This window comes from Solibacillus sp. FSL W7-1464, from assembly GCF_038004425.1.
Lineage (GTDB): Bacteria > Bacillota > Bacilli > Bacillales_A > Planococcaceae > Solibacillus.
Window position 1 is genome coordinate 3,701,297 of sequence record NZ_JBBORC010000001.1, and the last position, 26,270, is coordinate 3,727,566.

The window sequence follows — 26,270 nt, forward strand, 5'->3', positions numbered from 1 at the left end:
GACTACAAACTTTTCACAAACTTTCTCGCTATACTAACTGCATTGTTTTATCAATAAAGGTTAGGAGAATTTCTCATGAAAATATTTCAAAAGTTAAGTCCCGGTATTGGTATTGATTTAGGGACAGCCAATACATTAGTTTATATTAAAAATAAAGGGATTGTTTATAACGAGCCTTCTATACTAGCTAGAAATACACATACACAAAAAACTATTGCGATTGGGCATAAAGCAAAATCAATGCAAGGTCGTACACATTCTGGTATAGAGACAGTTCGTCCTATTCGTGACGGAGTAGTTGCGGATTTTCAAGCGACAACCGAAATGATTCAGCATTATATAAAAGAGTTGACTCAAAAAAGCTTTGTTGGACGAAAACCATTTCTAGTTGTTACAACTCCCTCTTATCTAACGAGTGTAGAGCGAAGAGCTTTCATTAATGCAGCAATACAAGCTGGGGCTAAAGAAGCCATTATAATTGAAAAAACGTTTGCTGCTGCCATTGGTGCGGGTCTTCCTGTTTGGGAGGCAACAGGATCAATGATTGTCGATATTGGTGGTGGCACAACTGAAGTTGCAATTCTTTCGCTTGGCGGTGTCGTTATCTCAAATTCCATAAAAATTGCGGGAGATGAAATGGATCGGCTCATTATCAAACATGCTAAACATGCTCATCAAGTAGTCATTGGTGAAGCGACTGCTGAACAAATTAAAATCAACATCTTTAAAAACGAAGCAAACGGGACACTGGATGTGCGTGGTCGTGATATGGTGACTGGACTTCCAAGGACAGTAAACATAACGGCTACTGAAATTGGCGTTATTTTAGAGGAAGCGATTGAGCAGATTTGTTTAGTTATAAAAAAAACTTTAGAACAAATACCCCCTGAACTTGCCTCTGATATTATTGAACGTGGTTTAATATTAAGTGGTGGTATGGCACTTTTGCCACCACTTGAAAAAATCGTCAGTGAGTACACGCAATTACCAGTTATTTTAACAGAAACGCCTCTAGAAATCGTTGCAAAAGGGACAGCAAAAATTGTAGATGAGCCAAATATCATTATGTAAAAAAGGAGCGATTAATATTAAAAAGATCTTAGTTGTAGAAGACGAACATTATATGCAAGAACTTATGCAAATCCAACTTCAAAATCAATTCGAATTAACATTAAGTGATAATGGAGCAGATGCTCTACAAATTGTGAAATCACAAAATTTTGATGTCATTTTATTAGATATCATGCTCCCGTATCTAAATGGTTTTGAACTCTGTCAGGAAATTCGAAAGTTTTCTAACGTACCCATTCTCATGTTAACAGCTCGCACAGAACTTCAAGATACAGTAAAAGGACTAGAAATAGGAGCAGATGATTATGTGACTAAGCCATTTGATTTTGAAGTCCTAATTGCTCGAATTAAATCACTTCTTAGACGTTCATCTTTTACGATGGACAATGAAAGTAATATACAAATAATTTCTCTTAATAATGGAACATTATTATTAAACTTGGATAATAGACATGTCATATTTGACAAACAATCCATTGAATTAACTAGTAAAGAATTTCAGCTTTTAGCATTATTAGCTGAGTCTCCAGAGCGCGTATTTACACGTGAGAAGCTCCTTGAATTACTTTGGAATTATTCAGAAGAACGAGAACTTCGTGCAGTTGATTCTCATGTCAAAAACATTCGAACAAAATTCAGAAAAGTCCGTCCTGGTGTAAAAATCATTCAGACTATTTGGGGCATGGGTTATCAGCTCATCATTCCCGAGGCGCATTAAAATGAAAAAAAATAGTGTCGTAACGAAGCTTGGCATTGTGATTATGCTGTTATTTTTAACAATCCTTGTCCCCTTCGCCATTTTAATAGACCGTATTTTCTTAAACGTTTATACATTGTACTTAGATGAAAATGTTCGTGCTTTAGGCGATCGTATTGAAGTTGCCGTGACGGAAACAATGGAGAATGACCCGAATGTATTTGTCAAAATCCATTCACTAACAGATCATGATTTAGCATTCTTTAACAAACAAGGCATCATTGAGTCAGAAGGGTACCTCGAATATCATAAAGGCAGTAAAATATCTGAAGACTGGATTACACGCTTACAGTTAGAGGAATATCTAGCAGGAGAACGTGTGATTCCAAAAACAGGAGAAAATATTTATTATATTGTAAAACCCTTCATTAAGGATGGCGAATTTAATGGCGGTGTTGTTATTTTTTCATCCATTAGTGAAATTCATGCCAAAATGCACGATGTACGTGACTGGGTTATTCGAGCTATAGTAGGTGCCATTGTTTTAGCTTTAGGTTATACAATTTTCCTTTCATGGCGTCTGAGTCGTCCATTAGTTGAAATGGAAAAGGCTACGCGTGAAATTGCTAAAGGAAATCTTAAAACAAAGGTAAGTGTTTCTTCAAGTGATGAAATCGGCTCTTTGGCTACGGCCATTAATGACTTGAGTGTTGAGTTGAATGATTATCGAACTAACCGTAGTGAATTTTTAGCTAATATTTCACATGAGCTTCGAACACCAACATCCTATTTAAAGGGATATGGCGAAATCATTAAAAATAAACGCTATGAATCCAATGAAGAACTTGAAAAATACGCTGGCATTATTGAGAATGAAGCGAATCGTTTAGCAAAGCTTATTCAGGAATTATTTGAGCTTTCGAAAATGGAAGAAGGCAATGTACATCTTTATTTTCAGTCTGTTGATATTGAAGATCTTGTAGAATCGGTTGTTGAAAAAGTCCAACTAAAAGTAGAAAATACTAACAATCAAATTCGAGTAAATATTGAAGAAGGGCTACCTGAAATTGAGACAGATGGATTACGGCTTGAACAACTTTTGATCAATTTAGTTGAAAATGCTGTCCATTATACCGATGGCAAAGAAATTGATATCACCGTAAAGCGGCAACATAAACATGTACACTTTATCGTTCGAGATCATGGCCCTGGCATCCCAGAGCAAGATTTACCGTTTATTTTCAACCGCTTTCACCGAGTGGAAAAATCCCGTGCCCGCAATCTAGGCGGCTCCGGTCTGGGGCTTGCTATTGTAGCAGAATTAACCAAGCACTTGAAAGGGGACATTCGAGTTGAAAGCACACTTGGAAAAGGGGCTTGTTTTACTCTTTCTTTACCACTGACCTATCATGATAAATAAAGCGAATTGATAATAATTAATTTGTTTGCTTACCTGTTTATTCTCCATATTTTCTACAAATTCCTTCGCTACACTACAAAGTATCAAGATTTTAAGAGGTGTAAAAATGTGTGGATTTGTAGGATTTATTCATGGATCGCAGCCCATGCCATATAAAAAAATTATGGAGCAAATGCTTAAAACAATCGTTCACCGCGGACCAGACAGTGAGGGTATTTACTCAGATGATAAAGCAACATTAGGTTTTCGTCGTCTAAGTATTCTTGATTTAAGTTCAGCTGCTAGCCAACCCTTTTCATCAGAAGATGGAGAAGTAGTGCTCGTTTTTAATGGGGAAATTTATAACTATCTTGAGCTACGGGAAGAACTTAAGTATTACGGCTATAAATTTGATACTACATCGGATACAGAAGTATTATTAAAAGGTTATCTACATTACGGAATACATGTTTTACAAAAGCTACGAGGAATGTTTGCTTTTTGTATTTGGGATAAAAAACAAAATTTTCACTTCATCGCACGTGACCCTTTTGGCATTAAGCCGCTTTATTATACGCAAAATACCACAGACAATTCTATTTTATTCGGCTCTGAAATTAAATCATTTCTTCCGTATCCTAAGTTTCTAAAAGAGTTGAACGTTCAAGCACTACGACCCTTTCTAACGTTTCAATATTCTGCGTTAAATGAAACTTTTTTCAAAGGGGTTTATAAGCTGACACCCGGTTCATATATGCTCGTTCAAAATGACAATATGCAGATTAAATCGTACTGGTCACATCAACTTATACCGTCAATAGATACACTGGAAACACACGTCCAAAACATTAAAGAGACATTAAAAGAATCTGTTAATAAACACACTATTAGTGATGTAAAAATAGGTTCATTTTTATCGGGAGGTGTCGATTCAAGTTATATTGCAAAGCTTTTAAAGCCAGATACTACCTATAGCGTGGGATTTAAAGGTTATGAATCCATGTTTGATGAAACATCTTTAGCAAAAACCTTATCAGAGGAATTGCATTTCGAAAATAAGCAAAAGCATATTACAGCAGATGAAGTGTTTGAGGCCTTACCGGAAATTCAGTGGCATATGGATGAGCCTGATTCTAACCTTTCTTCACTCCCTCTTTACTTTTTAGCAGAGCTGGCGAGTAAAGATGTGAAAGTCGTCCTTTCTGGAGAAGGTGCCGATGAACTATTTGGTGGTTATGAGTGGTATAAACCTTCTGAAAAAATGGAGATTTATAAAAAAGTACCAGCTTCTATACGCCATATGCTTGCAGTGGTTTCAAAAGCTTTTCCATCAAATAAGTATACAAGGTTTTTTAAAAATGGACCTAAAACGATTGAGAATCGTTTTATCGGACATGCATTTGTTTGGCAAGAAGACGATGCACTTGAATTATTAACTGAAAAATACCACGTTGGACCTTCAGTGTGGGATGTTGTTAAGCCCTATTACGGTAGAATACAGGGTGCTGATGATGCTACGAAAATGCAGTACCTTGACCTACATGTATGGCTACCAAATCAGATACTATTAAAAGCAGACAAAATGAGCATGGCCCATTCGCTTGAACTTCGTGTGCCTTTTTTAGATAAAAAAGTCTTTCATGTGGCAAGTGGTATTCAAACAGATTATAAAATAACATTAGCTGATACTAAAATTGCACTCCGAAAGGCTGCTTTAGAGGAATTGCCTGAAGAATGGGCAAAGCGTAAAAAACTTGGCTTCCCCGTTCCAATGCGACATTGGTTGCGTGAAGAAAAATACTATCGCAAGCTAAGACAAACTTTTGAAAAAGCTTATATTCGTGAATTTTTCGACCAACAATTATTACTAAGCTACTTAGAGGAACATTACGAAGGGAAAGAAAATCATTCACGCTACGTTTGGACAGTTTATGTATTTTGTGTATGGTATGAAAAATATTTCCCTGAAAATTGTGATTTACTCGATTGGCCATACTAAAATTATCATTGAGAATCGATTATACTTAGGCAAAAAACTTAAAGGAATCTATATGGAACAATTATTTTTTGACATTGTACAAAATGAAAAAACCTTCGCTTGGGTATATCAATTTTTAATCATGGTGCTTGTTTCAATGATCCCATTTGCACCGATACCAGTAGTCGCTACATTTGTTGCTAGTAATCATGGTTTTCTCGCTGGTTTTCTAATAAATATACTTGGGACAACAATGGGCTCTACCCTTTTATTTTTACTAAGCAAACGTTTGCTACGACGTATTGCACTGAAATATTTAACGAATCGAAAATATTTAACGAAATATCTTAAACTAATTAAAGAAAATGGATTTTCAGCAGTATTACTTGGGCGAATCGTTCCGATTTTACCATCAGCTGGCATCAATTTCATTGCTGGTATTTCAAATGTTCGTCTCATACACTTTGTTACCGCAACCTTTTTAGGGAAATTACCAACTATTCTAGCCTTTACATTCGCAGGGCAACAAATAGCAGCAGGCAACTGGTATACTGTATTAATTATTGCCATTTACTTATTCGCTTTATTTTTAATTGGGAAAAAAATAAAGCAACAGTGGAGTAAATAAATAGAATCCACTTGTAATTATCCAAATAGATTTACATGTCCCCTCCCTCTATAAATGTTGATATATCAATGGCTTACGCCATTTTTAAGCGTCCAAATAGCCCTGCATTCCAAAATGGACAACTAAATTATATGATTATCATATTCAAAAAGCTAAGGACTTGAAATGGTTTGAGCGGATGATCGTGTTTTAAAACATGGAGTTTGGAAAGTATTTATAATCGTAAAATTTCTAAAGCAACAGGTACAAAAGAAGTAAAGGAGCAGACATATTAGTCACGACTAATATGTCTCGCTCCTTATTTTTTATAACTTTTTGAATTATGTCTTGATAAGTTATAAGCATTCAATCTTAATATTAAACTTAAACTGGCGTTCAAGGTATTAGAGCATTATAGTGTCACCTCTAACTAATTAACGCTGCAACTGTAGGTATTGCAACTCCACCCACAGTAAATTAACGGTTGCAGGTACAACCTAATGTTTAATTTTCAATAGTAAATCAACTGGGGACAAATTTTTCCTATTTCGTTAATTCATCCGCACTGAACACCTTTATACGAAGTATAGAAACCCCTTCTCCAATACCCAGTGATGTTGAGCGTATATTTAAATAGAAATTAGCACAATTCCCTATTATAAAATAGATTTATTAAACCTTTTTATACCGATTCAAGAAATCACTTCCACCCATACGTTTTAAAAATTTATGGAATGCTTCCCGCTTTTTACCTAGTTCTGAATATTCGATAATAATTTTTTCTACGGTATTGTACAATTCTTCCGGAGTAAGATTCTCCAACATCAATGAACCAACTTCTGCGTCTTTCCCTTTTGCCTTTCCACCTACATACAAATTGTAATGGTCTCTAATCTTCATAACACCGATGTCGCTTAACATAGGTTCACCACAACCAATTGGACAACCTGTATAAGCAACTTTCAAGGTAAATGGAACAGGCTTTCCAGCAATACGACGATTTAATTCTTTTGCAATCGGCATTCCTTCTTCTTCTTCCCCTTTACAGAAATTACAAATTCTTAGGCTTTTTACAAAGTTGCCAACTGGATAACAAGCTAATCCTACATTCTGAAATTCTTCTATAATTTCTTCTATCAAATCTTCCGGTATTTCTATATAGAGTTGTTGAAATGTAGTTAACTCAAGTTCTTCGTCTGCATTCATATATTGTAATATGGTAATAAGTTGTTTTGAGTTGAGTTTTGCTCCAAATCCAATTCCTCCATTAATGGCAATCTTAATTTTTTTACCGCTATCTTCCATATAAATTTACCACCTTCCATAATCATTAATCACAATGATAAAGGTAAATAATTGTCAATATTAGACCTGTCACTAAATATAGTGACAGGTGATATTGATTATTTTATTTCTGTAATTTAACTCTTTGTAAGCGTAAAGCGTTTAATACAACTGACACCGAACTGAATGCCATCGCTGCACCAGCTACCCACGGTGCAAGTAACCCTATTGCAGCAATTGGAATTCCAATCGTATTATAAGCAAATGCCCAGAATAAGTTTTGTTTAATATTACGCATTGTTTTTCTACTCATTATGATTGCATCCGCAATACTATTTAAATCTCCCCTAATAAGTGTAATATCTGCAGCTTCCATGGCTACATCCGTACCTGTACCGATGGCCATTCCTATATCGGCTGTTGCAAGTGCAGGTGCGTCATTAATTCCGTCACCAACCATCGCTACCTTTTTGCCCTGTTCTTTCAGCTTTTTCACTTCTTCAGCTTTCCCCTCAGGGAGCACTTCTGCAATAACTGAATCAACACCTACTTCTTTACCAATTGCTTGAGCTGTTCGTTCATTATCGCCTGTCATCATAATCACTTTGATACCCATTTCTTGTAATCGATGTATTGCTTCCTGAGAAGTATCTTTAATTGTATCCGCTACTGCAACTAGCCCTGCATATTTGCCATTAATTCCGGCTAACATAGCTGTTTTCCCATTGCGTTCTAATTCTTCCATCGCAGGAAGAACAGATTGTATATCAATACTGTATTGCTGCATGAGTTTACGAGTGCCAACAATAACTCCTTGACCTGAAACTGTTGCTTGAACACCATAACCCGGAATTGCTTCAAAATATTGAATATTACCAAGTTCAATGCCTTTACCTTGTATCCCTTGAACAATCGCTTGTGCTAATGGATGCTCTGATTGTTTTTCTGCTGCACCTATTAGTGATAAAAATTTCTCTTCATCTTGAGCTTCTACTACTAAAACATCTGTTAATACAGGTTTACCATGTGTTACAGTTCCTGTTTTATCCACTACTACTGTGTCAATGCTTTGTGTTTGCTCTAAATGTTCGCCGCCTTTGAATAAAATACCAAATTCAGCTGCTCGACCTGAGCCTGCCATAATGGAAGTTGGTGTTGCTAAACCAAGTGCACAAGGACATGCAATCACCAGGATTGCAATTAATACTTCAAGTGCCGGTGTAAATTCACCAGGCTGAACCCATATGAACCATACTAGGAAGGAAAAGATAGCAATCCCTACTACAATGGGTACAAAAATACCTGAAATTTGATCCGCCATACGTTGGATAGGGGCTTTTGAGCCTTGTGCATCTTCTACTACTTTAATAATCTGGGCTAACGCAGTGTCACGACCAACTTTTGTTGCTGTCATTTTGATAAAACCATTTTTATTAATGGTTGAGCCGTATAATGTATCACCTGACTTTTTATCTACTGGTAAGCTTTCCCCTGTTAACATGGATTCATCAACAGCAGATGCACCTTCTATTACCTCACCATCAACAGGTATTTTTTCACCCGGCTTTACTAAAATAATGTCCCCTATTATTACTTCTTCTAATGGTACTTCTTTTTCAATTCCATCACGTACGACAATAGCTGTTTTTGCTTGAAGACCCATTAATTTTTTGATTGCTTCTGATGAACGACCTTTTGCCTTTGCTTCAAATAATTTACCCAAAAGAATTAATGTGATTAATACTGCACTTGTTTCAAAGTATAGGTGTGGTCCATGGTGTGTTCCAGCAGTTACAATAGCTTGGTATACACTATAAAAATAGGCTGCTGAAGTCCCCATAGCGACAAGTACATCCATATTTGCACTGCCATTTCGAAGTGCTTTATAGGCACCTACATAGAACTGCTTCCCGATAATAAATTGTACGGGTGTTGCTAATATCATTTGAATCCACGGATTCATTAAGAAATCTGGTACATACAAGAATGATGTAAATGAAAAGTGACCGACCATCGTCCATAATAATGGCAATGATAAAATCGCTGAAAATATAAATTTACGTTGTTGATCCTTAATATGCTTTTCTCGGTGATCTACTTGTTCTTTTTCATCTTGCTTTTGGTGCGCACCGTAACCTAGCTTTTCTACCTTTGCAATAATTTCTGAAATAGTTACTTCCGAAGGGTTAAATTCAATTGTTGCTTTTTCAAGTGCTAAATTGACGTTAGCAATTGCAACACCTTCCATTTTGTTTAATCCCTTTTCTATACGTGTCGCACATGCAGCACAAGTCATTCCAGTAATCTCGAATTCCGTTTTTTGTTTGACGACCCCGTAACCAAGTGCTTCGATTTTCTTTTCAAAATCAGCTTCATTTAGTTTTGAAGGATCATATTTAATCGATGATTTTTCCAGTGCTAAGTTAACGGTTGCTTGCTCAACACCTTCCATTTTATTTAATCCTTTTTCAATCCGTGTTGCACATGCAGCACACGTCATTCCGGTAATTTGAATGCTAGCTTCTTTTGATATTGTACTCACGAATTTCTCGCCTCCTAATACCTCATGGGGGTATATTTTTTTGAAAATGAGAGAGTGCTGTGAAAGCACTCTTATTTTACATCGTACCCTTGGTCATCAATCGTTTCTTTAATGGTATCAATAGATACTTGCGTTTCATTAAATGAAACTTCCACTTGTGCAACATCTAATTTTACTTTTACTTCGTTAACTCCTTCTAATTGACCAACACTTCCTTCGATAGCCTTTACACAATGCCCACATGACATTCCCTGTACATTTAATGTTACATTTTGCATTTATTATCTTCTCCTTTAAATGAAATTTTATTTATTCAGAACTTAAATACCCAGAGGTATTTTTAAGTTTTTATTTTTTCATTAACTTTTGAATTGTTACCACTAATTCGTCGAGTACCGCTTCATCACCTTCTGAAAGTCGATCAACTACACACCCTTTTAGATGACCTTCTAAAAGAATTTTGGCTACACTATTTAATGCAGATTGTGTGGCAGAGAGTTGTGTAATTACATCATCACAATAAACATCTTTGTCTATCATTCCTTTGATTCCTCGAATTTGGCCTTCGATACGATTTAATCGACTTGTTAAATCTTTCTTTACACGTTCCGGGTGATGACTTTTCCTGCATGCTTCATCAGATCCAGTATGACCTTCCACATCTTTCACTGAGTTTTCCATTATCATAACCTCCTTCCTTTAAAAACAATATAACATACCCCCATACCGTATGTAAAGTAGGCAGATAAAACAAAACAAATTCATTACTTTATTAAGTATTAAGCATAGAAATTAACTTACTGCTTTTTAGTCTCAACAATTTAAGAAATTTTACTCTATTATTGAACATTTTAAACAGGTCTACTTTAAAAAACCCTTAATATTTAAGACTTTCTTTAAAATCTTGCACCTTCTAAAAAAATCCCCTATTTCTTGTATTTCGGTTATTTTAAAACCCAATTGGGGTAATATAATACGGAATTAATCAAAGGAGGGAAATATAATGGCACATGAAAAATACCAGTCTGTAATTGATTCACTTCATGAATGTATGATTGCGTGTAACCATTGTTATGATGCTTGCTTAAAAGAGGAAGATATTAAAATGATGGCAGAATGTATCCGCCTTGATAGGGAGTGTGCAGATATTTGCGCTTACTTCGAACAAGCGATAGGAAGAGGTACGCCGTTTATTTCACAGTTTGCAGAATTGTGTGCAACAATTTGTGAAGCATGTGGTAATGAATGCAAAAAACATAATCACGAACATTGCCAGAAGTGCGCTGAGTCTTGTTTTAAATGTGCAGAAGCTTGTAGAAAACTCATTGCTTAAATTCCCCTATAAAAAAGGAGGGCATTTCCTACAGGATACACTTCCTTTTTAACATGATTAAAACAGCCAACCCTTTAAAGGTTGGCTTATTTTAATTGTTTATACGCAACTATGCTCTCCGATGGTAAACGTAGTTTGGAAGCTCAACTCTAGCCAAAGGTTTTAACCAATTATAATTATATAACGCTTGAAATTAACCCAAAATATAACGAAATGATGCAGAATATTCCCATGAAAAAAGGAACAACTGCTTGCGTTCTTTTCTTGAAACTATAAATGCTTAGCACCATAAAGATTGTGGCAACAATGAAAAACAATATATTAATTGTGTTAAATCCAAATTGAAAACTCATCGAAGCGTCTATGGTGCCTGAATAAAAATAACTGAAAACAGGCGATGGCCCACTACTTGCAAGCATAATCTCGATACTATGTGGGGGCTCCTGTTGACCTAAAATTCCAGTTGAAACAAACGTAAAGAATAGGAGGACACTTTCAAACTTCAACCATGGTATAGGGTTAATTTGCTCTCGTCGTTTCAACTTATGCCTTATCCAAAATCCATTTATAAAAGCAAAAATTAGTACTGGTATAATTGAAAGATGCTTTATTAATAGTGCTTGCCCATATGGTACCATCCATGAGTCTGCATACTCCCTAATATCGATAACCAGTGTCATTAGTAAGAATCCAGTTCCTGAAATAGTAATAAAACAAACGATTGCTAAAGGGGTAAACCACTTTAGAAATGAGAGCCAATTTTCTTGGCTTTTAGAGCACCAACCAACAACTAATAAAATCCCAACCCATATAATAACGGCTAGAAAATGCAAAGAATGAAAAACTAGTCCACTCCATTCAGTTAATGATGCTGCATGACTAGCCCACCCCAATGCTAACAGAAAGGCAAGAGTAAATATTAATGAAATACCGGACAGCACTTTGCTCTCTAAAACCGGGAATACTGAAACAAAAAAATAAAAGAAAACTCCAATTATGACTGTAATATTCCAGGCCATTCCTACATCAAAGCCTCCTAGAACATTTATCAATGTAGTTCCTAGACCGATATCTTCATAAAGAAAAAGAACGATTCTTAATACAGATGCAACCGAGAAAATCACAATCCCTAATATTGATAATTGAATTAACCTTTTAGGGATAACTAACTTAGGTTTGCACTGTTCTGGTATAAATTGAATTATAAATGAACCAATAAGTAACGAAAAGCAGAGATACAATAAAGTTTCAGAAATATAAACCAAAATCACTTATTTTGCCCTCTTCCTATAATCCAACCAAAGAAACCTCCAGCTATGGTAAATAAAACCACAAGAATTACAACCAGTATGTCATTTGAAGCTAATTTTGTTGAGGATTCTATTGGCAGTTCTATTTTTTTTTCTTCTATTTCTTCTCCAGGTATATCAGATGGTTCTTCCGTATCTTCAGCTTCTATCTGATTTTGTGAGCCTTCTCGATTTACTGTAAATGGATATTCCCCCTGTATTGGGTGGCCATCCACACCAATAATCTTCCACTCCACTGTATATATACCATTGTCTAACGGTGTCATAAATCCCCCTGTCATTCCATTATTGCTTACTAACACGTTAATACCTATTTCCTCATTTTCCTTATTAATGACTTTTACCGTACCAGATTCAATTTCTGTATTAAATTCTAATTTAACTTCATAGATGTCCTCAGTTATTACTTCACCATCAGAAGGCGATGATTTAGTTAAACCAGTATGTGCATAGACACTCGCTGATAATGTAAATATAAAAATTAGTGTCGAAAAAATTATTCTCTTCAATTCAATTTTTCCTTCCATTATAAATCTTCAAAATAATATTCTAATTATGTAAAGAGAGTTAAAAAACAAATATATAATTATTCGCCACATCTATATAATGATTTATCTTTAAACATCCTCCTTTTAACCTCTTCAATGAAAAAGGGCTTTCATATTTCGAAAGCCCTTATCATTATTCTTTCACTCTCATAAGCCGTAAACTATTTAGCGATACCAAAAGTGTGGCCCCCATATCTGAAAGAATGGCAATCCAAAGTGTTAACCAACCTGGGATTACTAAAAGTAGTGCAAGGAATTTAATACCTATCGCAAAAGCAATGTTAACCTTGATAATATTTAATGCTTTACGACTTAACTTTACAGTGAATGGTAGTTTCTTTAAATCATCGCCCATTAAGGCAACATCAGCGGTTTCTAATGCCGTATCGGTGCCAGCACCACCCATGGCAATACCTACTGTAGAAGCTGCTAATGCTGGTGCATCATTAACGCCGTCTCCTACCATCGCTACATTTCCAAACTGGGATCTTAATTTTTTAATAAAACTTAATTTATCTTCGGGCATTAAGTCTGCTTGTATTTCAGATACCCCAACATAGTCACCGATTGCGCTTGCAGTCCCTTTATTATCACCCGTAAGCATAATTGTTTTTTGAACACCAAGTTGGTGCAATTTATTAATTACCTCTTTGCTCGATTCACGGACTTCATCAGCTACGGCAATTATTGCTAGTATTAATTTTTCAGTTCCAATTACCATTACTGTTTTACCTTTATTTTGAAGTTCCGTTACATCTTGTTCTAAATTGTGGCTAACATTTACCGAACCCATATCCTTAAATAGCTTTGGACTACCAATATAATATGTTGTTCCCTCAATAGTGCCCATAACTCCTTTACCTGTAATTGAAGTAAAGTCTTCTACTACAACATTAGAAAAAGAAATTGAATCCTTTTCTGCCTTTTTAACAATTGCTGTAGCAAGTGGATGTTGAGAACGAGTTTCTAACGCAGTAATTACTGCAAGTAAATCTTTTTCATTTACGTTATTTTCTATGATTTTATAATCTGTTACAACGGGAACACCTTTTGTTAAAGTACCTGTTTTATCAAATGCGATTGCTTTTAAAGCGCCCATTTCTTCTAAATAAACGCCACCTTTTATAAGGACACCCTTCTTCGCCGCATTTCCGATTGCGGAAACAATTGAAATTGGTGTAGAAATTACGAGTGCACAAGGACAACCAACTACTAAAACGGATAATCCTTGATAGACCCAAGTTTCCCAACTACCATCAAAGAAAAGAGGTGGTACTACAGCAACTAATCCTGCGATTAGCATAATGATCGGTGTGTAATACTTTGCAAATTTATCTACGAATGCCTGGGAAGGTGCTCGTTCAGCTTGTGCTTCCTCAACTAATTCAATAATTTTTGAAATGGTTGTATCTTCAACTAATTTTGTTATTTTAACTTCAAGTAACCCTTCTTCATTTAATGTACCTGCAAATACTTCATCATCTAATGTTTTACTGACAGGAACAGATTCACCCGTAATAGCTGCTTGGTTTACAGAAGAATAACCATTTACCACAACACCATCCATCGCAATTTTTTGGCCAGGTTTTACAATCATAATGTCCCCAACTGTGATTTCATCTACATGGATTAATATTTCCTGACCATATCTTCTAACAAGGGCCTCTTTTGGAGCAATATCCATTAATGAACGAATTGATTGTCTTGCTTTATCCATTGAATAGCGCTCAAGTGCTTCGCTGATTGCAAAGAGGATCACAACAATTGATGCTTCTGCCCATTCTCCAATGAACGCTGCACCAATTACAGCAACTGTCATTAATGTTTTCATATCAAAATCCAGACGACGCAAGTTTTGGAAACCTACTTTAAAAAGAGAGAAACCTCCTATAACAATCGATGCGATAAACAGTAACGAAGTAATGAGATTATCTTCCCCATTTACGAACTGTGAAAGATAACCAAAAATAATAAAGAGAACAGCATACAATAAAGTACTGTGCTTTTTGTAAAAGGGTATTTTTACCTCTCTAATCTCTGTACTTTCGTTCTTAGTATTTCCCACTTGTCGATCAGGCTTTTCAGGCAACACCTTTAGATTTTCAAAAGCACCTGCTTTTTCTAAATCTTCAATTGTTGCTTCGCCTACAACACTAATTTTTGAAGCACCAAAGTTCACCTTTGCCTCTTGTACCCCAGGAATTTCTTTTACGTTACGCTCAAACTTCCCTGCACAGTTTGCACAAGAGAAGCCTTCCACCCGGTAAACATTCTTTATTTCTTTTGGAGTTATTTGACGTTTTGGCTTTTCTACAGTGACTTTTAAATTTTCAAAAGCACCAGCTTTTTCTAATTCCTCAATTGTTGCATCACCATATACACTAATTTTAGAGGCACTAAAGTTTACTTTCGCATCTTGTACTCCAGGGATTTCTTTTACGTTACGCTCAAACTTCCCCGCACAGTTTGCACAAGAGAAACCCTCAACTCTAAATACCTTTTTATCCTCTAATTCTTCGGCTGAATTATTCAACTCGAACACCTTCCTTTTGATGGGCAAATGCTACTTCTATGAGTTGCTTAACATGATCGTCATCCAACGAATAATAAACTAATTTCCCTTCTTTACGGTATTTAGCTATTCCTAGATTTTTAAGTAATCTTAAATGATGTGATGCCGTAGCTGTAGTTGCTCCTACAATATTTGCAACGTCACAGACACACAGTTCATTTTGTGACAATGCATAAGCAATTTTAATTCTTGTGTCATCCGATAAGGCTTTAAAAATTTTGGCTACTTCTATTGGGTTTTCCGTAGATAATTTTTTTTGAATCGATACTACATTTTCTTCATTTATACACGTGATTTCACACACATCGTTTGCTTTCTGCAAATTATTCACCCCTTCATTCAAATTATTATTTGATTGTATATATACTATGCTATGCTTTTACATCTAAATAGTCAAATGCATATTTGAATATTGCGATCAAAAAAGACCACTAGTGCGGAACATTAAGCCACTCAATGCGGACAATTGAGCCACCGAGTGCGGAAACTTTGAGCCACTTACATATATTCCCTTAAACCTCCTGTATAATGAAGGAGCATGCCACCCAGCATGACACTTCAGAACAGGAGGATTTTTTATGATTGATTACCGTAAAATACTAGCTCTTTCCTTTGATGGCATTAGCCAAAGAACGATTAGCGCTAGCACCGGACACTCTCGCAATACCATATCTGACGTAATCCAACGTGCGAGAAATCTCAGGATTACTTTGTTAAACGACACGATGACAAACGCTTGGCTAGAGGAATATCTTTACCCCGAGAAACAGCCAATTGAAAAAGGCTATTATCCTGTGGATTGGGAGAAGGTGCATAAAGAATTACAGAAAAAGCATGTGACGCTCAAACTTTTACATCACGAGTACGCGCTAGCTGCAAAGGAAGCAGAGAAAATCCCCTATGCCTATCGGACATTCGCTGAAAAATATGGTCATTATGCGCGAAAATTTAAACTAACGATGCCGCTAAGACGCAAGCCAGGTGAAATTATGGAAGTCGATTGGGCTGGTGCAACACTCTCTATTCGAGACCGTGCAACAGGTGAAGAAATGCCTGCGTATGTATTCGTCGCTGCTTTGCCGTACAGCCAAATGATGTATGTAGAAGCTTTTTTAGACATGAAATCGACGAGTTGGTTAACAGCACACATCCATGCCTTCGATTATTTTGGTGGTGTTACGGAAACCCTTGTACCTGATAATTTAAAAACCGGTGTCATTAAAGCGAAACGCGAAGAATCTGTTTTAAATGAGGCATACCGTGAACTGGCTGATCACTATCGTACAGTTATCGTGCCAAGTCGTGTGCAAAAGCCAAAAGATAAGCCAAGTGCCGAAGGTAGCGTAGGACATGCCTCAAGACAAATCATCGCTGCATTACGCAACGCACAGTGTTTTCACATTAACGAGCTGAATCAGTATATCGCTGAAAAATTAGAAGAAATCAACACAACCGATTTTCAAAAACGTCCAGGAACACGAAAAAGCGTATTTGAGGAAGAAGAGAAAAGCACTCTCCAGCAACTGCCTCAAACACGCTTCAAAATGACGGAATGGAAAACCGCCAAGGTTCAACTGAACTACCACATCCAAGTTGAACGCATGTATTATTCCGTCCCTTACGAATACGCCCGTGAATCGGTCGATATTCGTTTAACAACAGATCTAATTGAAGTGTACTTTAAAGAAGCACGAATTGCATCCCATAAACGATTAAAAGGTGAGATAGGACAATATTCTACAAACATTGATCATATGCCAGATCACCATCGTTCTTACGTAGAACATAATCCTGAAAACGTAACTAAATGGGCAACAACCATCGGTTCATTTACGGAAAAATATGTCGCGTATATTTTAGAAAATCATGTAGAGAAAAAAGCACTCCAAATTTTAAGTACATTACAAAACATGGTGAAGAAATATACGGCAGAAGAACTTGAGCAAGCCATTAAGACGTTACTTGAAATCTCATCAAGCCCCTCTAATACAGTTTTAAAAGGCCTATTAGAAAGAACAAAACAGGCTTCAAAAACAAAGAGCGTACCATCCATAAAAACTTCGAATGAAAATCACGGATTTACACGTGGTGCTGCTTATTTCGGGAGGGAGAAAAAATGAGTAAACAAGAAACACTACGTAAGCTTTCAGAAATGGGTTTAAGCGCAATGGCGGAACTCTATCAGGAAATCAACCAAAATCCAGCCTATCGTGATATGGATTTTAATGATCTTTTTAGTCTCTTAACAGATACAGAATATGATCGCCGCAAATCGAATAAACTCGCTCGTTTAATCAAACAAGCGACGTTCAATGAGCCGTCGGCTGCCATTGAAGATATTGAATACCATCCAGATCGCCGTTTAGATAAAAACCTCATCTTAGAATTAGCTACAGGAAACTACATTCAAAATCACCACAACATCATTTTAATGGGCGCTTCAGGCAACGGAAAAAGCTATATAGCCAATGCATTCGGTGTTCATGCCTGCCGTCAATTTCACAAAGTTAAATATATACGCCTCCCGGAACTACTAGATGAACTAGCTGTAGCGAAATATGAAGCAGATGGCAGCTACCGAAAACTTATTCAGCATTACAAAAAAATCGATTTACTCATTATAGACGAATGGCTTTTAACAGACCTATCAGAGGAACAAGTTTTAAACGTTTTCGAAATTGTGGAGGCTCGTTTAAAAAAGGCCTCAACTATCTTCTGTTCTCAATTTGCGCCGGAAGGCTGGTACGCGAAACTTGGCCATGCCCAAATCGCAGACGCTATCTTAGACCGTATTGTACATGATTCTTACCACATTTTAATTGATGGCGAAGTCTCGATGCGCGAGCGCCATGGTCTAAAACCACTTAAGCGATAGATTATTTTCAAATTAAAAAGGAAAACAACTAGCTGCAATTTCAGTAGTTGTTTTCCTTTTCTTAAAAGTGGCTCAATTGTCCGCAATCGGTGGCTCAAAACTCCGCATTCACTGGCTTAAAGTTCCGCACTGCTGGCTCAAACGCTCCGCAGTACTCACATATTTGAATGTTTCTTTTTATTTTAGTCCCAACTAAATGTAATAAATTATCATATAGATGGGACTAGGATGTTCTTAAATAGTTGAAGTGATTCAGTTTTATCATAATTTTAATATCAAATGATTTAACGTATACACCCAAGGATTGTTATATTCTATTTTCTTTAACAAGAATTATTTTTCTATACATTCCATTCAGCATTACAGAACTATCTTCTTCTACTTGTATATTTTGATTATTTGTTGAGATTATTTCTTCAAAACTACGACCTATATCCGTTCCTAGAAGCATAATAATCGGTCTTATTAGAACTTTTGTAAACGAAAGTTTCTTGTTTTTAGGTATAAATTTATCAAACACAATAATCTTTCCCCCCTTTTTTAAAACCCTTGTCATTTCTTGAAAGCATTTATTTGCATCGGGTACAACAGAAAGAATTAGGCTTGCTACTATATAATCGAAAGATTCATTTTCAAAAGTCAAATCTTGAGCATCCATTTCAATAAATTTTATATCAGAATTAATAAATTTAGCTTTAGCATTTTCTAACATTTCAGGTGAATAATCAATTGCTACTATATCCAAATCAGAGTAATTGATTAATTCTAAATCTGCACCTGTACCGACACCGACAAATAACACCCTTTGTTTCTTTTTGAATGCTATTGAATCAAGTATTTGTCGTCTAGCTTTTAAGAAGATACCCGTATTAAAAAACTGATCATATATAGGTGAACCGATTTTATAAATAAATTTATTCCATAGATTGTTCATTTTGTTCACTCCAACTGTTCATGGTTATGGGAATAAAAAAGGTCGAATCATGTTAATTTCTTTCACTTTCCATTTGAAGATTCCTTTACTTAATTCTTTTTTTTAAAAACAACAAAACCATGCAGATACTTATTAAGGTAAATGCGATTAAAGCTAAAAAAGGTATGGTTATAAATTCAAACCAATTTATGTATTGAGCACTACATGGTACTCCACTTACACAAGGTTTAATTCCACCAAAACCAGGGATTTTTTGTTCTAGATAATGAAAAAATGAGATAACCCCTCCAAAAATTGATAGAGGTAAAACATATTTTCTTACAGATATATCACTTTGGAATGTTCCAATACCCAAAATTAAAACCAATGGATACATAAAAATACGTTGAATCCAACATAAATCACAAGGTATAAACCCTCTTATTTCACTAAAATAGAGACTTCCTAAAGTGGCTATAAGTGATACGAACCAAGCAAAGTATAATATCCATACCTTTTTATCACTTTGAGTTTGATCACTATTCATTTTTATTTGCCCCTAATTCACCATCAATTATCTCCTTGATTTCTTCGTAATCAAACGGATTCTTAATAGTAATTCCATTAATATTAATAGTTGGTGTTTGAGTTACTTTATGTTTCATATATAGATTTTTATCAATATTAACTTCATCTACTGTTAATTCTTGGTCAATATTTTCTTTTAATTGTTCTTGGTTAATAGAAGGAAATTCACTAGCAATTTCAAGTAACTTTTCAGTCGTTACCCATACATCATCATGCATTGCCGCTTCAGGTTGGTTAGCAAATACTTTTTCATGAAAATCCCAATATACTTCTGGATTTAGCTTGTAAACAGCTTCGGCTCCCAACGCTGCCAATGTCGATTCCTCCCCATGGAACAAAACGTTTATATAAGAGAACTTAACATCACCCGATAAAACATATTCTTCAACAAGCTGAGGATAAATTGTCTCTCCCCAAGCTTTACATGATGGGCATTTGAAATCCCCAAATTCAACCACTGTTACAGGAGCATTATCTTCCCCTATTATTGGTTGTCCCTTTATGTTTACATCAAGTCTCACATCTTCTAGTTCATCTGATATTTGATTGTTATTCACAATTACAATTGCTGCAAGCAAGGCAACAGCGACTAATGTAAGAATAACTACAAACTTCATACTTGATTTTTTCAAAATAAAAACCCCCTTTTTTGTATTTAATCTTAGTTTTATTTAGTGAACAAGTGATAACTTTTGCTCTAAATTTTACCATCACCTTTTCCAATTTAATCCTTATTGTAACAAATTGCCTTTCTCATACAAATATTTATTTGATTGTTTGATTGACAATTCTGTGTCTTCGTATATTTAGTAGATCGCGTATTAAATAGGTTAATTAATATAGTAATTATGAATTAATAGGAGCATAGGGGATAACTAAGTCTTTTTTTGAAAATAATAAAGATTAAAATACATACAAATGGGGGATAGCTCTTCTGTAAGGGATTAAATTCCGTATAATCTTATGCCTACGCTATGTATAATGATCCTTTGTATTTGCCTATAAATAGGAAATAATTCAAATTACTATTGATATGAGTTTAGATAATCAAATAAGTTTCATGTTTTTACAAAAGGTGTCTTTCTTTTTTTAGGAAATCTAACATATATTAAATAAAATTTTAAAAACAGGGGGTAATTAAAGTAGGAAGGGGGTTGAGTCCAATGGACAAACGCTTACAGAAAATGTATACTAATCAAAATAAAAGAGAATTGGGAGTGGTGGACTTGACGGTAGAAATTCCAGTAAAACCCACTGAAAAAGTTGATAATAAGGTAACAGAAAAAATAAAATCAATTAAATCCAATAACAAAAACAATATCCATGAAATGGTCGAAGCTTTAGGTTTAGATGGAAAAGCTTTTGGTCAAAATTTGATGGATGTTTATAGGCAAAGTAGGTAAAAAATGACTACAAACAACCCTATTAGCATTCAAGCATCTAAATATTATATAGATGCTTGTTTTCTTTTAACTTTAACGCAACCAAATGATAAAAGACACCAAACTGTAATTGATTTTATTCAGGAAACCGGAAATAGGAATATAACATACGCAATTAGTAATCATGTTTACACTGAAGTTTATAATAATATTTTTAAATTCATCATTAAAAGAGCGTTGTCAACTTTTCTGAAATACCAAAGAAAAATACATGCTAAACATGGGAAAATTGACTTTTTAACTGATAAAGAAAAGGATTTTCTGATAGAATTAGAAGCAGTGCAGTATCTCAATAAAGTAGCCTCTCATAATTTCGACTATTATAATCGAAAGCCAGAAAACTTATTTATTCAGGACTTGATAAAAGTTGCAAAATTAAATGCAAATAAAGTTCAATTATTGGATTGTTTCTATAATAAAGCCAAGGATTTATATGATGGAATAATTCTAATAATTGAAAGCCAAGGAGTAAATTTCTCACACTTAAATTCAAGTGAAAATGATTTACAAAATGCTATTAATTACCAGCTACATTATCAACTTGACTCAAGTGACTCTCTACATCTAGCCATTGCAATCAATAACGGTTGTGATAAATTTGTAACTCTTGATGGTGATTTCAATCACCCTACTCTAGCATTGAATGTACCATTGGTAATTGACAAAATAGCATGATTAAAACAAGCCAACCCCATTAAGGTTGGCTTGTTTTAATGTTCCTAATATATACTGTCCTAAAAATATTTTGCCTTTTATAACTGCGTTTTATTTTATCTTTTACTACTGATTATAAATTAATGAGAAGAATTTACAATTCACGTAACCCTAAAGAATTAGACAATTTCGTTTCTATATTAAGATTAATTTCATGATCTAATTTAGAGTAAAAAGATGCTTTTATTCGTAAGCGTCAAATAGCGGCCACCTAGTTTTAGGCAGCCGCTATTGTTATGTTATCTATATAGTTCGTTTTGGTACGTGGCAGTTGGTCGGAATTTTATCTGACCAAGGCATCAACGCATCTAACGCTGCGTCGTCTGTTCGTTCAATTAACGGCAGCTGTTCCAAGACATACGTTAAATATTTCAGCGGATCGAGTTGGTTCTCTTTGGCTGTTTCTACAATACTGTAAATGACAGCACTAGCCTTTGCGCCTTTTGGAGAACTCGCAAATAACCACGCCTTGCGACCGATAACGAACGGTTTAATCGAACGTTCGCCTCGATTATTATCTAACTCTAGACGACCATCCTTTAAAAATACCACGAGTTTTTGCCACTGATTTAAACAGTATGTAATGGCTTCACCTAATTTTGTTTTTGGTGCGACACGGGCTTTTTCTGTTTTTAGCCATACTAAAAAATCATCTAATACAGGTTTACTCTGCTTCAGACGTTCATCGTAGCGACGTTCAGGTGTACAGTCGTCCATTTTATTAATCTTTTTGTCGATCGCAAATAAACGATTACAGAATTGAAGGCCTATTTTTGCGGCACATGGCTGCTCTGTATTTTGTAGATTTGCTGGTAAGGATTTCAGTGCTTCATCATATTTTCGACGCGCGTGCGCCCAGCACCCGACCAACTCGACATTTTTCAAGTCGTGATAACCTGCATATCCATCGACATGGAGATAACCTGAAAAACCTTGTAAAAATGCTTTGGGATGTTTACCCGAGCGTGTAGTTTGATAGTCATAAAGCACGATGGGCGCTACTTCTCGACCTGTTCGATACATCCACATAAACGATTTGCTTGTCGCAGCGCGACCAGGTTCATTTAATACTTGTAAACTGGTCTCATCCGCATGGGCAATATCCTCTTGTAGTAGTTTTTTATGAAGATGATGATATAAATGGATAAGCCATGTGTTCGCCCCATACATCATCCAGTTCGCCATCGTTTGACGTGAGAGTGAAATGCCCATTCGCTCTAATTGTTTTTCTTGTCGATAAAGCGGAAGACCTTCACAATATTTTTGGCTCATCAAATAAGCCATCGCTGATGGCGAAGCTAAGCTACCTGGATACATAGGCGCTGGCATTTTCGCTGTGACGATAGGTGTTTCTGTTCCTTCTTTTTCACAATGACGGCAGCTGTAAATGTGTTGAACATGTTCGACCACTTCGACTTGTGCCGGAATGATTTTCAATTCACGACGGATTTGTGTACTCATTTCGTGTGTCTTTTCACCGCAACACAAACAAACCTGCTCTTCTTCGCTTAAACGATAGTGAATCGTTTCGACAGGCAAGTTTTCTAACATCGCTTCGATTTGACCCGAACGCTTTTTACGTTTATAGGTAACCGTTTCAAGCGTCGGTTCTTCGACCGTGTTATCTGACGTCATTTCCATTTCATTGAATAGCGTCAGCGTAAGTTGATCTTGGTTGGTTTTTTCACTTGAAGCACCATACTTCTTTTGTTGGCTCAGGCGGAACTGTGCTTCCCACCAGTTGAGTTTAGCCAGTAGGGCTTCATTTTGTTTTTCCAACGCCGCATTCTTTTTTGCGAGTTCTTCAATTGTAAGTGTTGGAGTAAGTTCGATTTTTACCATAGATAAAGAAATTCGACCTGATTAGCCGAATTCCTTTTTCAAATGACAACTTTAGCAGAAATCTTCATATGTGAGGATTTTTGATTCATAGGTAACCCTTCGAGTAACCATTTAAATTGCCTGCCTGAAATTTTCAATGGCGTAGTCGCTTCATCGGGCCAGTCAAACAGGCCATCTTCTAAACGACGATAAAAGAGCCAAAATCCATTATGGTCCCAGTGAAGGATTTTTAATTTATCCTTTTTTCGGTTACAGAATACAAAGAGATGCGATGAAAAGGGATCAAGCTGAAAGCTTTCTTGTACAATTGCAGCGAGACCATCCACGGATTTCCGTAAATCTGTTGGTCCACACGCAATGAACACTTGATCCATTCTTAAATTAGTGAACATGATGTTGGACAACCTGAAGGACTTTCGTTAAAGTCGCTTCATCAAAATCGGGTGGACAGTCAATGGTGATGCCATTTAATTTAATCGTAATGGGAATCGTTTCAGGTAGAACAGGCTCTTGTACAACAACAGGTAACCACTGAGCAGGTTGAATTTTTGTCTGCGTCCGTGATTTACGCAGCCACTGATACATACTTTGAACAGGTACATTTTCTTTTGCGCACCAAGCAGCAACGCTTGCTTCACCACTCGTGTGGAAAGCTTGAATACGAGATTGCCACATCAGCTGACGTTCTGATCGTTTCATAAAAAAACCTCCAACTTCATTCATTGTCATGATTGTCTCATGGCCATTGAATTCGTTGAAGGTGTGCTATATTTGGCGCTTACTTTTATTCCAGCTTTTCGCCTAATTCTCCATAGCGATAGGTCTTCTAAATCTAGATGCTCTATGGACCACTTAATTCGTCTCTTCTGAAATTCTTCTAGTGACTCACTTACATCATCTATATATTCCTTAGTTAGAGGCAGCTTATGTAATTTCTTTTCTAATAAGGATAAATGTCTAATTGTCGTTCCTATTTTACTTAGAGTTAACCTTATAGGTTTTTGACTGTTTCTTAATTCAGCAACTGCTACTTTAACTTCTTTTAATATTTGAAGATCTCTTTCATGCCAGTTAACTCTAGTTAGATTATTTTCTTGCTTAACTTTTGCAGGTGAATTTTCTAACAGCCATTCTTTATCATAGCGATAAAGTCTCATATAAAGTGATGGGTTAATTTTTCTTAATTGTGTTCTTGAATAATCCGGAAATTTATTTCTCAATTCTAGCCAAAGGTTCTTAATTTTATTTTTTTCATTATTAACGACCTCTATTACTGTTTTTTCTTTGCTCTTGGCATATTTAATGACTGTTTTTGCGTCCACTTTTAATATTCTCGCGCAAGCACTGTAACTTAATTTTTCTTGATTAATCAAATGATTAAGCTTTTCAAACCATGTATCACCAAACTCTTTTATTCGTCCAATTTTTAATTTATCTTTTGTTGTGACATCAGGCCCCCTCCTAGAATACACAAACCCACATAGACAATGAAAAGTTCCAACAGGTTTCTTCGTATCACAACATGTTGTTACATTTAAATCTGTAATTACAGGCTTTAAATAATGTTCTGCAGCAGCATTTAAACAGAGGAACGGTCCTATACCAAATGGGTTATAAGCAGTATTATGATGGTCATAAATTGTATCTACAGATTCCCCAAAAAAATGAATAATTAATAAATGTCTAACGGGATGAAAAGATTTCCTCTGCTTTCTAGTTATCGCTCTTAACCAGCATTCTCCATCTACACCACTAGGTAACGATTGCATTAATTTCAAAAAGCCTAAACCATAAAACTTTATAAAATCTTCTTTTAATTTTATTTGGTTGATGTTACCATTTACATTGATATATCCATTTTTTCTTAAAATAGCGCGGTAAATAGCTGATAAATTATCTGGGCAAAAATTATAATTTTTAATTGTAATTTTATAACTTTCCCTTGCTAGAGAAAATAAAAAATGGGTGTTTATCTTTGAAAATTTTTCTATATTCTCCTCTTTTAAAGCACAAATATTAATATTTGTATTAGTAAGTTGGGTATTTACTTGTCTGAAATACTCCATGCTCTCTTCTAGAAAAGACATATGATCGAGACATACAAACACACTAGGTAGCTGATGATACGTTCTCCAATAAGTTTCGCCGTATTTATCCGTGTCTTCTTTCCAACACTTCGGGCAATATTTAAAATACATAGATTCTTTTACTGTACTCGCTACTTGTCCAGTCAAGTAATGTAATTTATTTTCACCATTACCATTTATCATATATTCCTTTATTTTAGCTTTAACAGCATCTGTATTGAAATTCGTATAATAATTGTAAAGCGTATGATTATTGATCCAGTCATTAATACTTCCTTCTGTAAAGTGGCGGGCATTTCTAAATAATAGTTTTAAATCTGTAGTTAAATCTGGAATAATATACTTTTTCTTCCCAAATAAGTCCTTTGTAGTCTGAGTAATTGATACGTTTCCTGAATGATGATGGTACCTGCTTATTACACTATAAATTAACTCATCTTTATAGAACATTGGAAAGAAAGGTATCAC

25 protein-coding genes are annotated in these 26,270 nt (G+C 35.5%); 10 read left to right on the forward strand and 15 right to left on the reverse strand.

All coding sequences use genetic code 11. From position 1 onward, the window contains the following. Positions 1-75: 75 nt before the first annotated feature. The 5 genes from MKZ25_RS18480 to MKZ25_RS18500 all read left to right on the forward strand — a co-directional run bounded on the left by MKZ25_RS18480 (position 76) and on the right by MKZ25_RS18500 (position 5,773). The gene (locus MKZ25_RS18480; protein WP_340802771.1) at positions 76-1,071 is read left to right on the forward strand and encodes a rod shape-determining protein; all 996 of its coding nucleotides are present in this window, start codon (positions 76-78) and stop codon (positions 1,069-1,071) included. Then, positions 1,049-1,789, forward strand: coding sequence for a response regulator transcription factor (locus tag MKZ25_RS18485; protein WP_340802772.1), 741 nt, complete (start codon positions 1,049-1,051; stop codon positions 1,787-1,789). Before MKZ25_RS18480 ends, MKZ25_RS18485 begins: the two co-directional genes overlap by 23 nt. Before the next feature lies 1 nt (position 1,790). After that, the gene (locus tag MKZ25_RS18490; RefSeq protein WP_340802773.1) at positions 1,791-3,188 is read left to right on the forward strand and encodes a sensor histidine kinase; all 1,398 of its coding nucleotides are present in this window, start codon (positions 1,791-1,793) and stop codon (positions 3,186-3,188) included. Positions 3,189-3,294: 106 nt separating this feature from the next. Next, positions 3,295-5,166, forward strand: coding sequence for an asparagine synthase (glutamine-hydrolyzing) (asnB, locus tag MKZ25_RS18495; RefSeq protein ID WP_340802774.1), 1,872 nt, complete (start codon positions 3,295-3,297; stop codon positions 5,164-5,166). A gap of 52 nt (positions 5,167-5,218) precedes the next feature. Further along, the gene (locus MKZ25_RS18500; RefSeq protein WP_340802775.1) at positions 5,219-5,773 is read left to right on the forward strand and encodes a TVP38/TMEM64 family protein; all 555 of its coding nucleotides are present in this window, start codon (positions 5,219-5,221) and stop codon (positions 5,771-5,773) included. A 651-nt stretch (positions 5,774-6,424) separates the two neighbouring features. Here the strand turns inward: MKZ25_RS18500 and MKZ25_RS18505 are convergent. From MKZ25_RS18505 to MKZ25_RS18520, 4 genes are all read right to left on the reverse strand, one after another. Then, the gene (locus tag MKZ25_RS18505; RefSeq protein ID WP_340802776.1) at positions 6,425-7,057 is read right to left on the reverse strand and encodes a nitrite reductase; all 633 of its coding nucleotides are present in this window, start codon (positions 7,055-7,057) and stop codon (positions 6,425-6,427) included. 103 nt (positions 7,058-7,160) lie between these two features. Next, entirely contained in the window at positions 7,161-9,578 is a 2,418-nt protein-coding gene (locus MKZ25_RS18510) for a heavy metal translocating P-type ATPase (protein ID WP_340802777.1), read from the reverse strand. A 71-nt stretch (positions 9,579-9,649) separates the two neighbouring features. Then, the gene (gene copZ / locus MKZ25_RS18515; protein ID WP_340802778.1) at positions 9,650-9,856 is read right to left on the reverse strand and encodes a copper chaperone CopZ; all 207 of its coding nucleotides are present in this window, start codon (positions 9,854-9,856) and stop codon (positions 9,650-9,652) included. A gap of 70 nt (positions 9,857-9,926) precedes the next feature. Continuing rightward, positions 9,927-10,259: a metal-sensitive transcriptional regulator gene (locus MKZ25_RS18520; protein ID WP_340802779.1), complete on the reverse strand. Its 333-nt coding sequence runs from the start codon at positions 10,257-10,259 to the stop codon at positions 9,927-9,929. 322 nt (positions 10,260-10,581) lie between these two features. Between MKZ25_RS18520 and MKZ25_RS18525 the strand changes: the two genes are divergently transcribed. Next, positions 10,582-10,911 carry a four-helix bundle copper-binding protein gene (locus MKZ25_RS18525; protein WP_340802780.1) on the forward strand — a complete coding sequence of 110 codons (330 nt, stop codon included), beginning with the start codon at positions 10,582-10,584 and terminating at the stop codon, positions 10,909-10,911. Positions 10,912-11,087: 176 nt separating this feature from the next. Here the strand turns inward: MKZ25_RS18525 and MKZ25_RS18530 are convergent, their stop codons facing one another. From MKZ25_RS18530 to MKZ25_RS18545, 4 genes are all read right to left on the reverse strand, one after another. Next, the gene (locus MKZ25_RS18530) at positions 11,088-12,182 is read right to left on the reverse strand and encodes a copper resistance D family protein (RefSeq protein WP_340802781.1); all 1,095 of its coding nucleotides are present in this window, start codon (positions 12,180-12,182) and stop codon (positions 11,088-11,090) included. Further along, complete coding sequence (locus MKZ25_RS18535; RefSeq protein ID WP_340802782.1) at positions 12,179-12,748, reverse strand: copper resistance CopC family protein; 570 nt, start codon at positions 12,746-12,748, stop codon at positions 12,179-12,181. The genes MKZ25_RS18530 and MKZ25_RS18535 overlap by 4 nt, the downstream gene beginning before the upstream one ends. Before the next feature lie 154 nt (positions 12,749-12,902). Continuing rightward, entirely contained in the window at positions 12,903-15,302 is a 2,400-nt protein-coding gene (locus MKZ25_RS18540) for a heavy metal translocating P-type ATPase (RefSeq protein WP_340802783.1), read from the reverse strand. Further along, positions 15,295-15,663, reverse strand: coding sequence for an ArsR/SmtB family transcription factor (locus tag MKZ25_RS18545; RefSeq protein ID WP_340802784.1), 369 nt, complete (start codon positions 15,661-15,663; stop codon positions 15,295-15,297). The genes MKZ25_RS18540 and MKZ25_RS18545 overlap by 8 nt, the downstream gene beginning before the upstream one ends. A gap of 256 nt (positions 15,664-15,919) precedes the next feature. Here MKZ25_RS18545 and istA point away from each other — a divergent pair, with 256 nt between their 5' ends. Next, positions 15,920-17,461, forward strand: coding sequence for an IS21 family transposase (gene istA, locus MKZ25_RS18550; protein ID WP_340800721.1), 1,542 nt, complete (start codon positions 15,920-15,922; stop codon positions 17,459-17,461). Then, complete coding sequence (gene istB, locus MKZ25_RS18555) at positions 17,458-18,216, forward strand: IS21-like element helper ATPase IstB (protein ID WP_293927736.1); 759 nt, start codon at positions 17,458-17,460, stop codon at positions 18,214-18,216. Before istA ends, istB begins: the two co-directional genes overlap by 4 nt. Positions 18,217-18,523: 307 nt before the next feature. Here istB and MKZ25_RS18560 read toward each other — a convergent pair whose 3' ends face one another. The 3 genes from MKZ25_RS18560 to MKZ25_RS18570 form a co-directional block, all read right to left on the reverse strand. Then, positions 18,524-19,150, reverse strand: coding sequence for a class I SAM-dependent methyltransferase (locus MKZ25_RS18560; protein WP_340802785.1), 627 nt, complete (start codon positions 19,148-19,150; stop codon positions 18,524-18,526). A gap of 85 nt (positions 19,151-19,235) precedes the next feature. Then, positions 19,236-19,676, reverse strand: a complete 441-nt coding sequence (locus MKZ25_RS18565; RefSeq protein ID WP_340802786.1) for a disulfide oxidoreductase — start codon at positions 19,674-19,676, stop codon at positions 19,236-19,238. After that, the gene (locus MKZ25_RS18570) at positions 19,669-20,349 is read right to left on the reverse strand and encodes a DsbA family protein (RefSeq protein WP_340802787.1); all 681 of its coding nucleotides are present in this window, start codon (positions 20,347-20,349) and stop codon (positions 19,669-19,671) included. The genes MKZ25_RS18565 and MKZ25_RS18570 overlap by 8 nt, the downstream gene beginning before the upstream one ends. Positions 20,350-20,880: 531 nt before the next feature. Between MKZ25_RS18570 and MKZ25_RS18575 the strand changes: the two genes are divergently transcribed. After that, positions 20,881-21,120 (forward strand): hypothetical protein, encoded by a 240-nt coding sequence (locus MKZ25_RS18575; RefSeq protein ID WP_340802788.1) that lies wholly within the window; start codon positions 20,881-20,883, stop codon positions 21,118-21,120. A 3-nt stretch (positions 21,121-21,123) separates the two neighbouring features. Further along, positions 21,124-21,834 (forward strand): hypothetical protein, encoded by a 711-nt coding sequence (locus MKZ25_RS18580; protein WP_340802789.1) that lies wholly within the window; start codon positions 21,124-21,126, stop codon positions 21,832-21,834. Between the two features lie 282 nt (positions 21,835-22,116). Here MKZ25_RS18580 and tnpC read toward each other — a convergent pair whose 3' ends face one another. From tnpC to MKZ25_RS18600, 4 genes are read right to left on the reverse strand one after another with little or no spacing between them, the layout of a single operon-like run. Then, entirely contained in the window at positions 22,117-23,715 is a 1,599-nt protein-coding gene (gene tnpC / locus MKZ25_RS18585; protein ID WP_340800993.1) for an IS66 family transposase, read from the reverse strand. Positions 23,716-23,753: 38 nt separating this feature from the next. Further along, on the reverse strand, positions 23,754-24,107 hold the full coding sequence (tnpB, locus tag MKZ25_RS18590) for an IS66 family insertion sequence element accessory protein TnpB (protein WP_340800994.1): 354 nt from the start codon (positions 24,105-24,107) through the stop codon (positions 23,754-23,756). Further along, positions 24,097-24,414 carry an IS66 family insertion sequence element accessory protein TnpA gene (tnpA, locus tag MKZ25_RS18595; protein WP_340800995.1) on the reverse strand — a complete coding sequence of 106 codons (318 nt, stop codon included), beginning with the start codon at positions 24,412-24,414 and terminating at the stop codon, positions 24,097-24,099. Before tnpA ends, tnpB begins: the two co-directional genes overlap by 11 nt. Positions 24,415-24,440: 26 nt before the next feature. Beyond that, positions 24,441-26,270 (reverse strand): TnsD family transposase, encoded by a 1,830-nt coding sequence (locus tag MKZ25_RS18600; RefSeq protein WP_340802790.1) that lies wholly within the window; start codon positions 26,268-26,270, stop codon positions 24,441-24,443.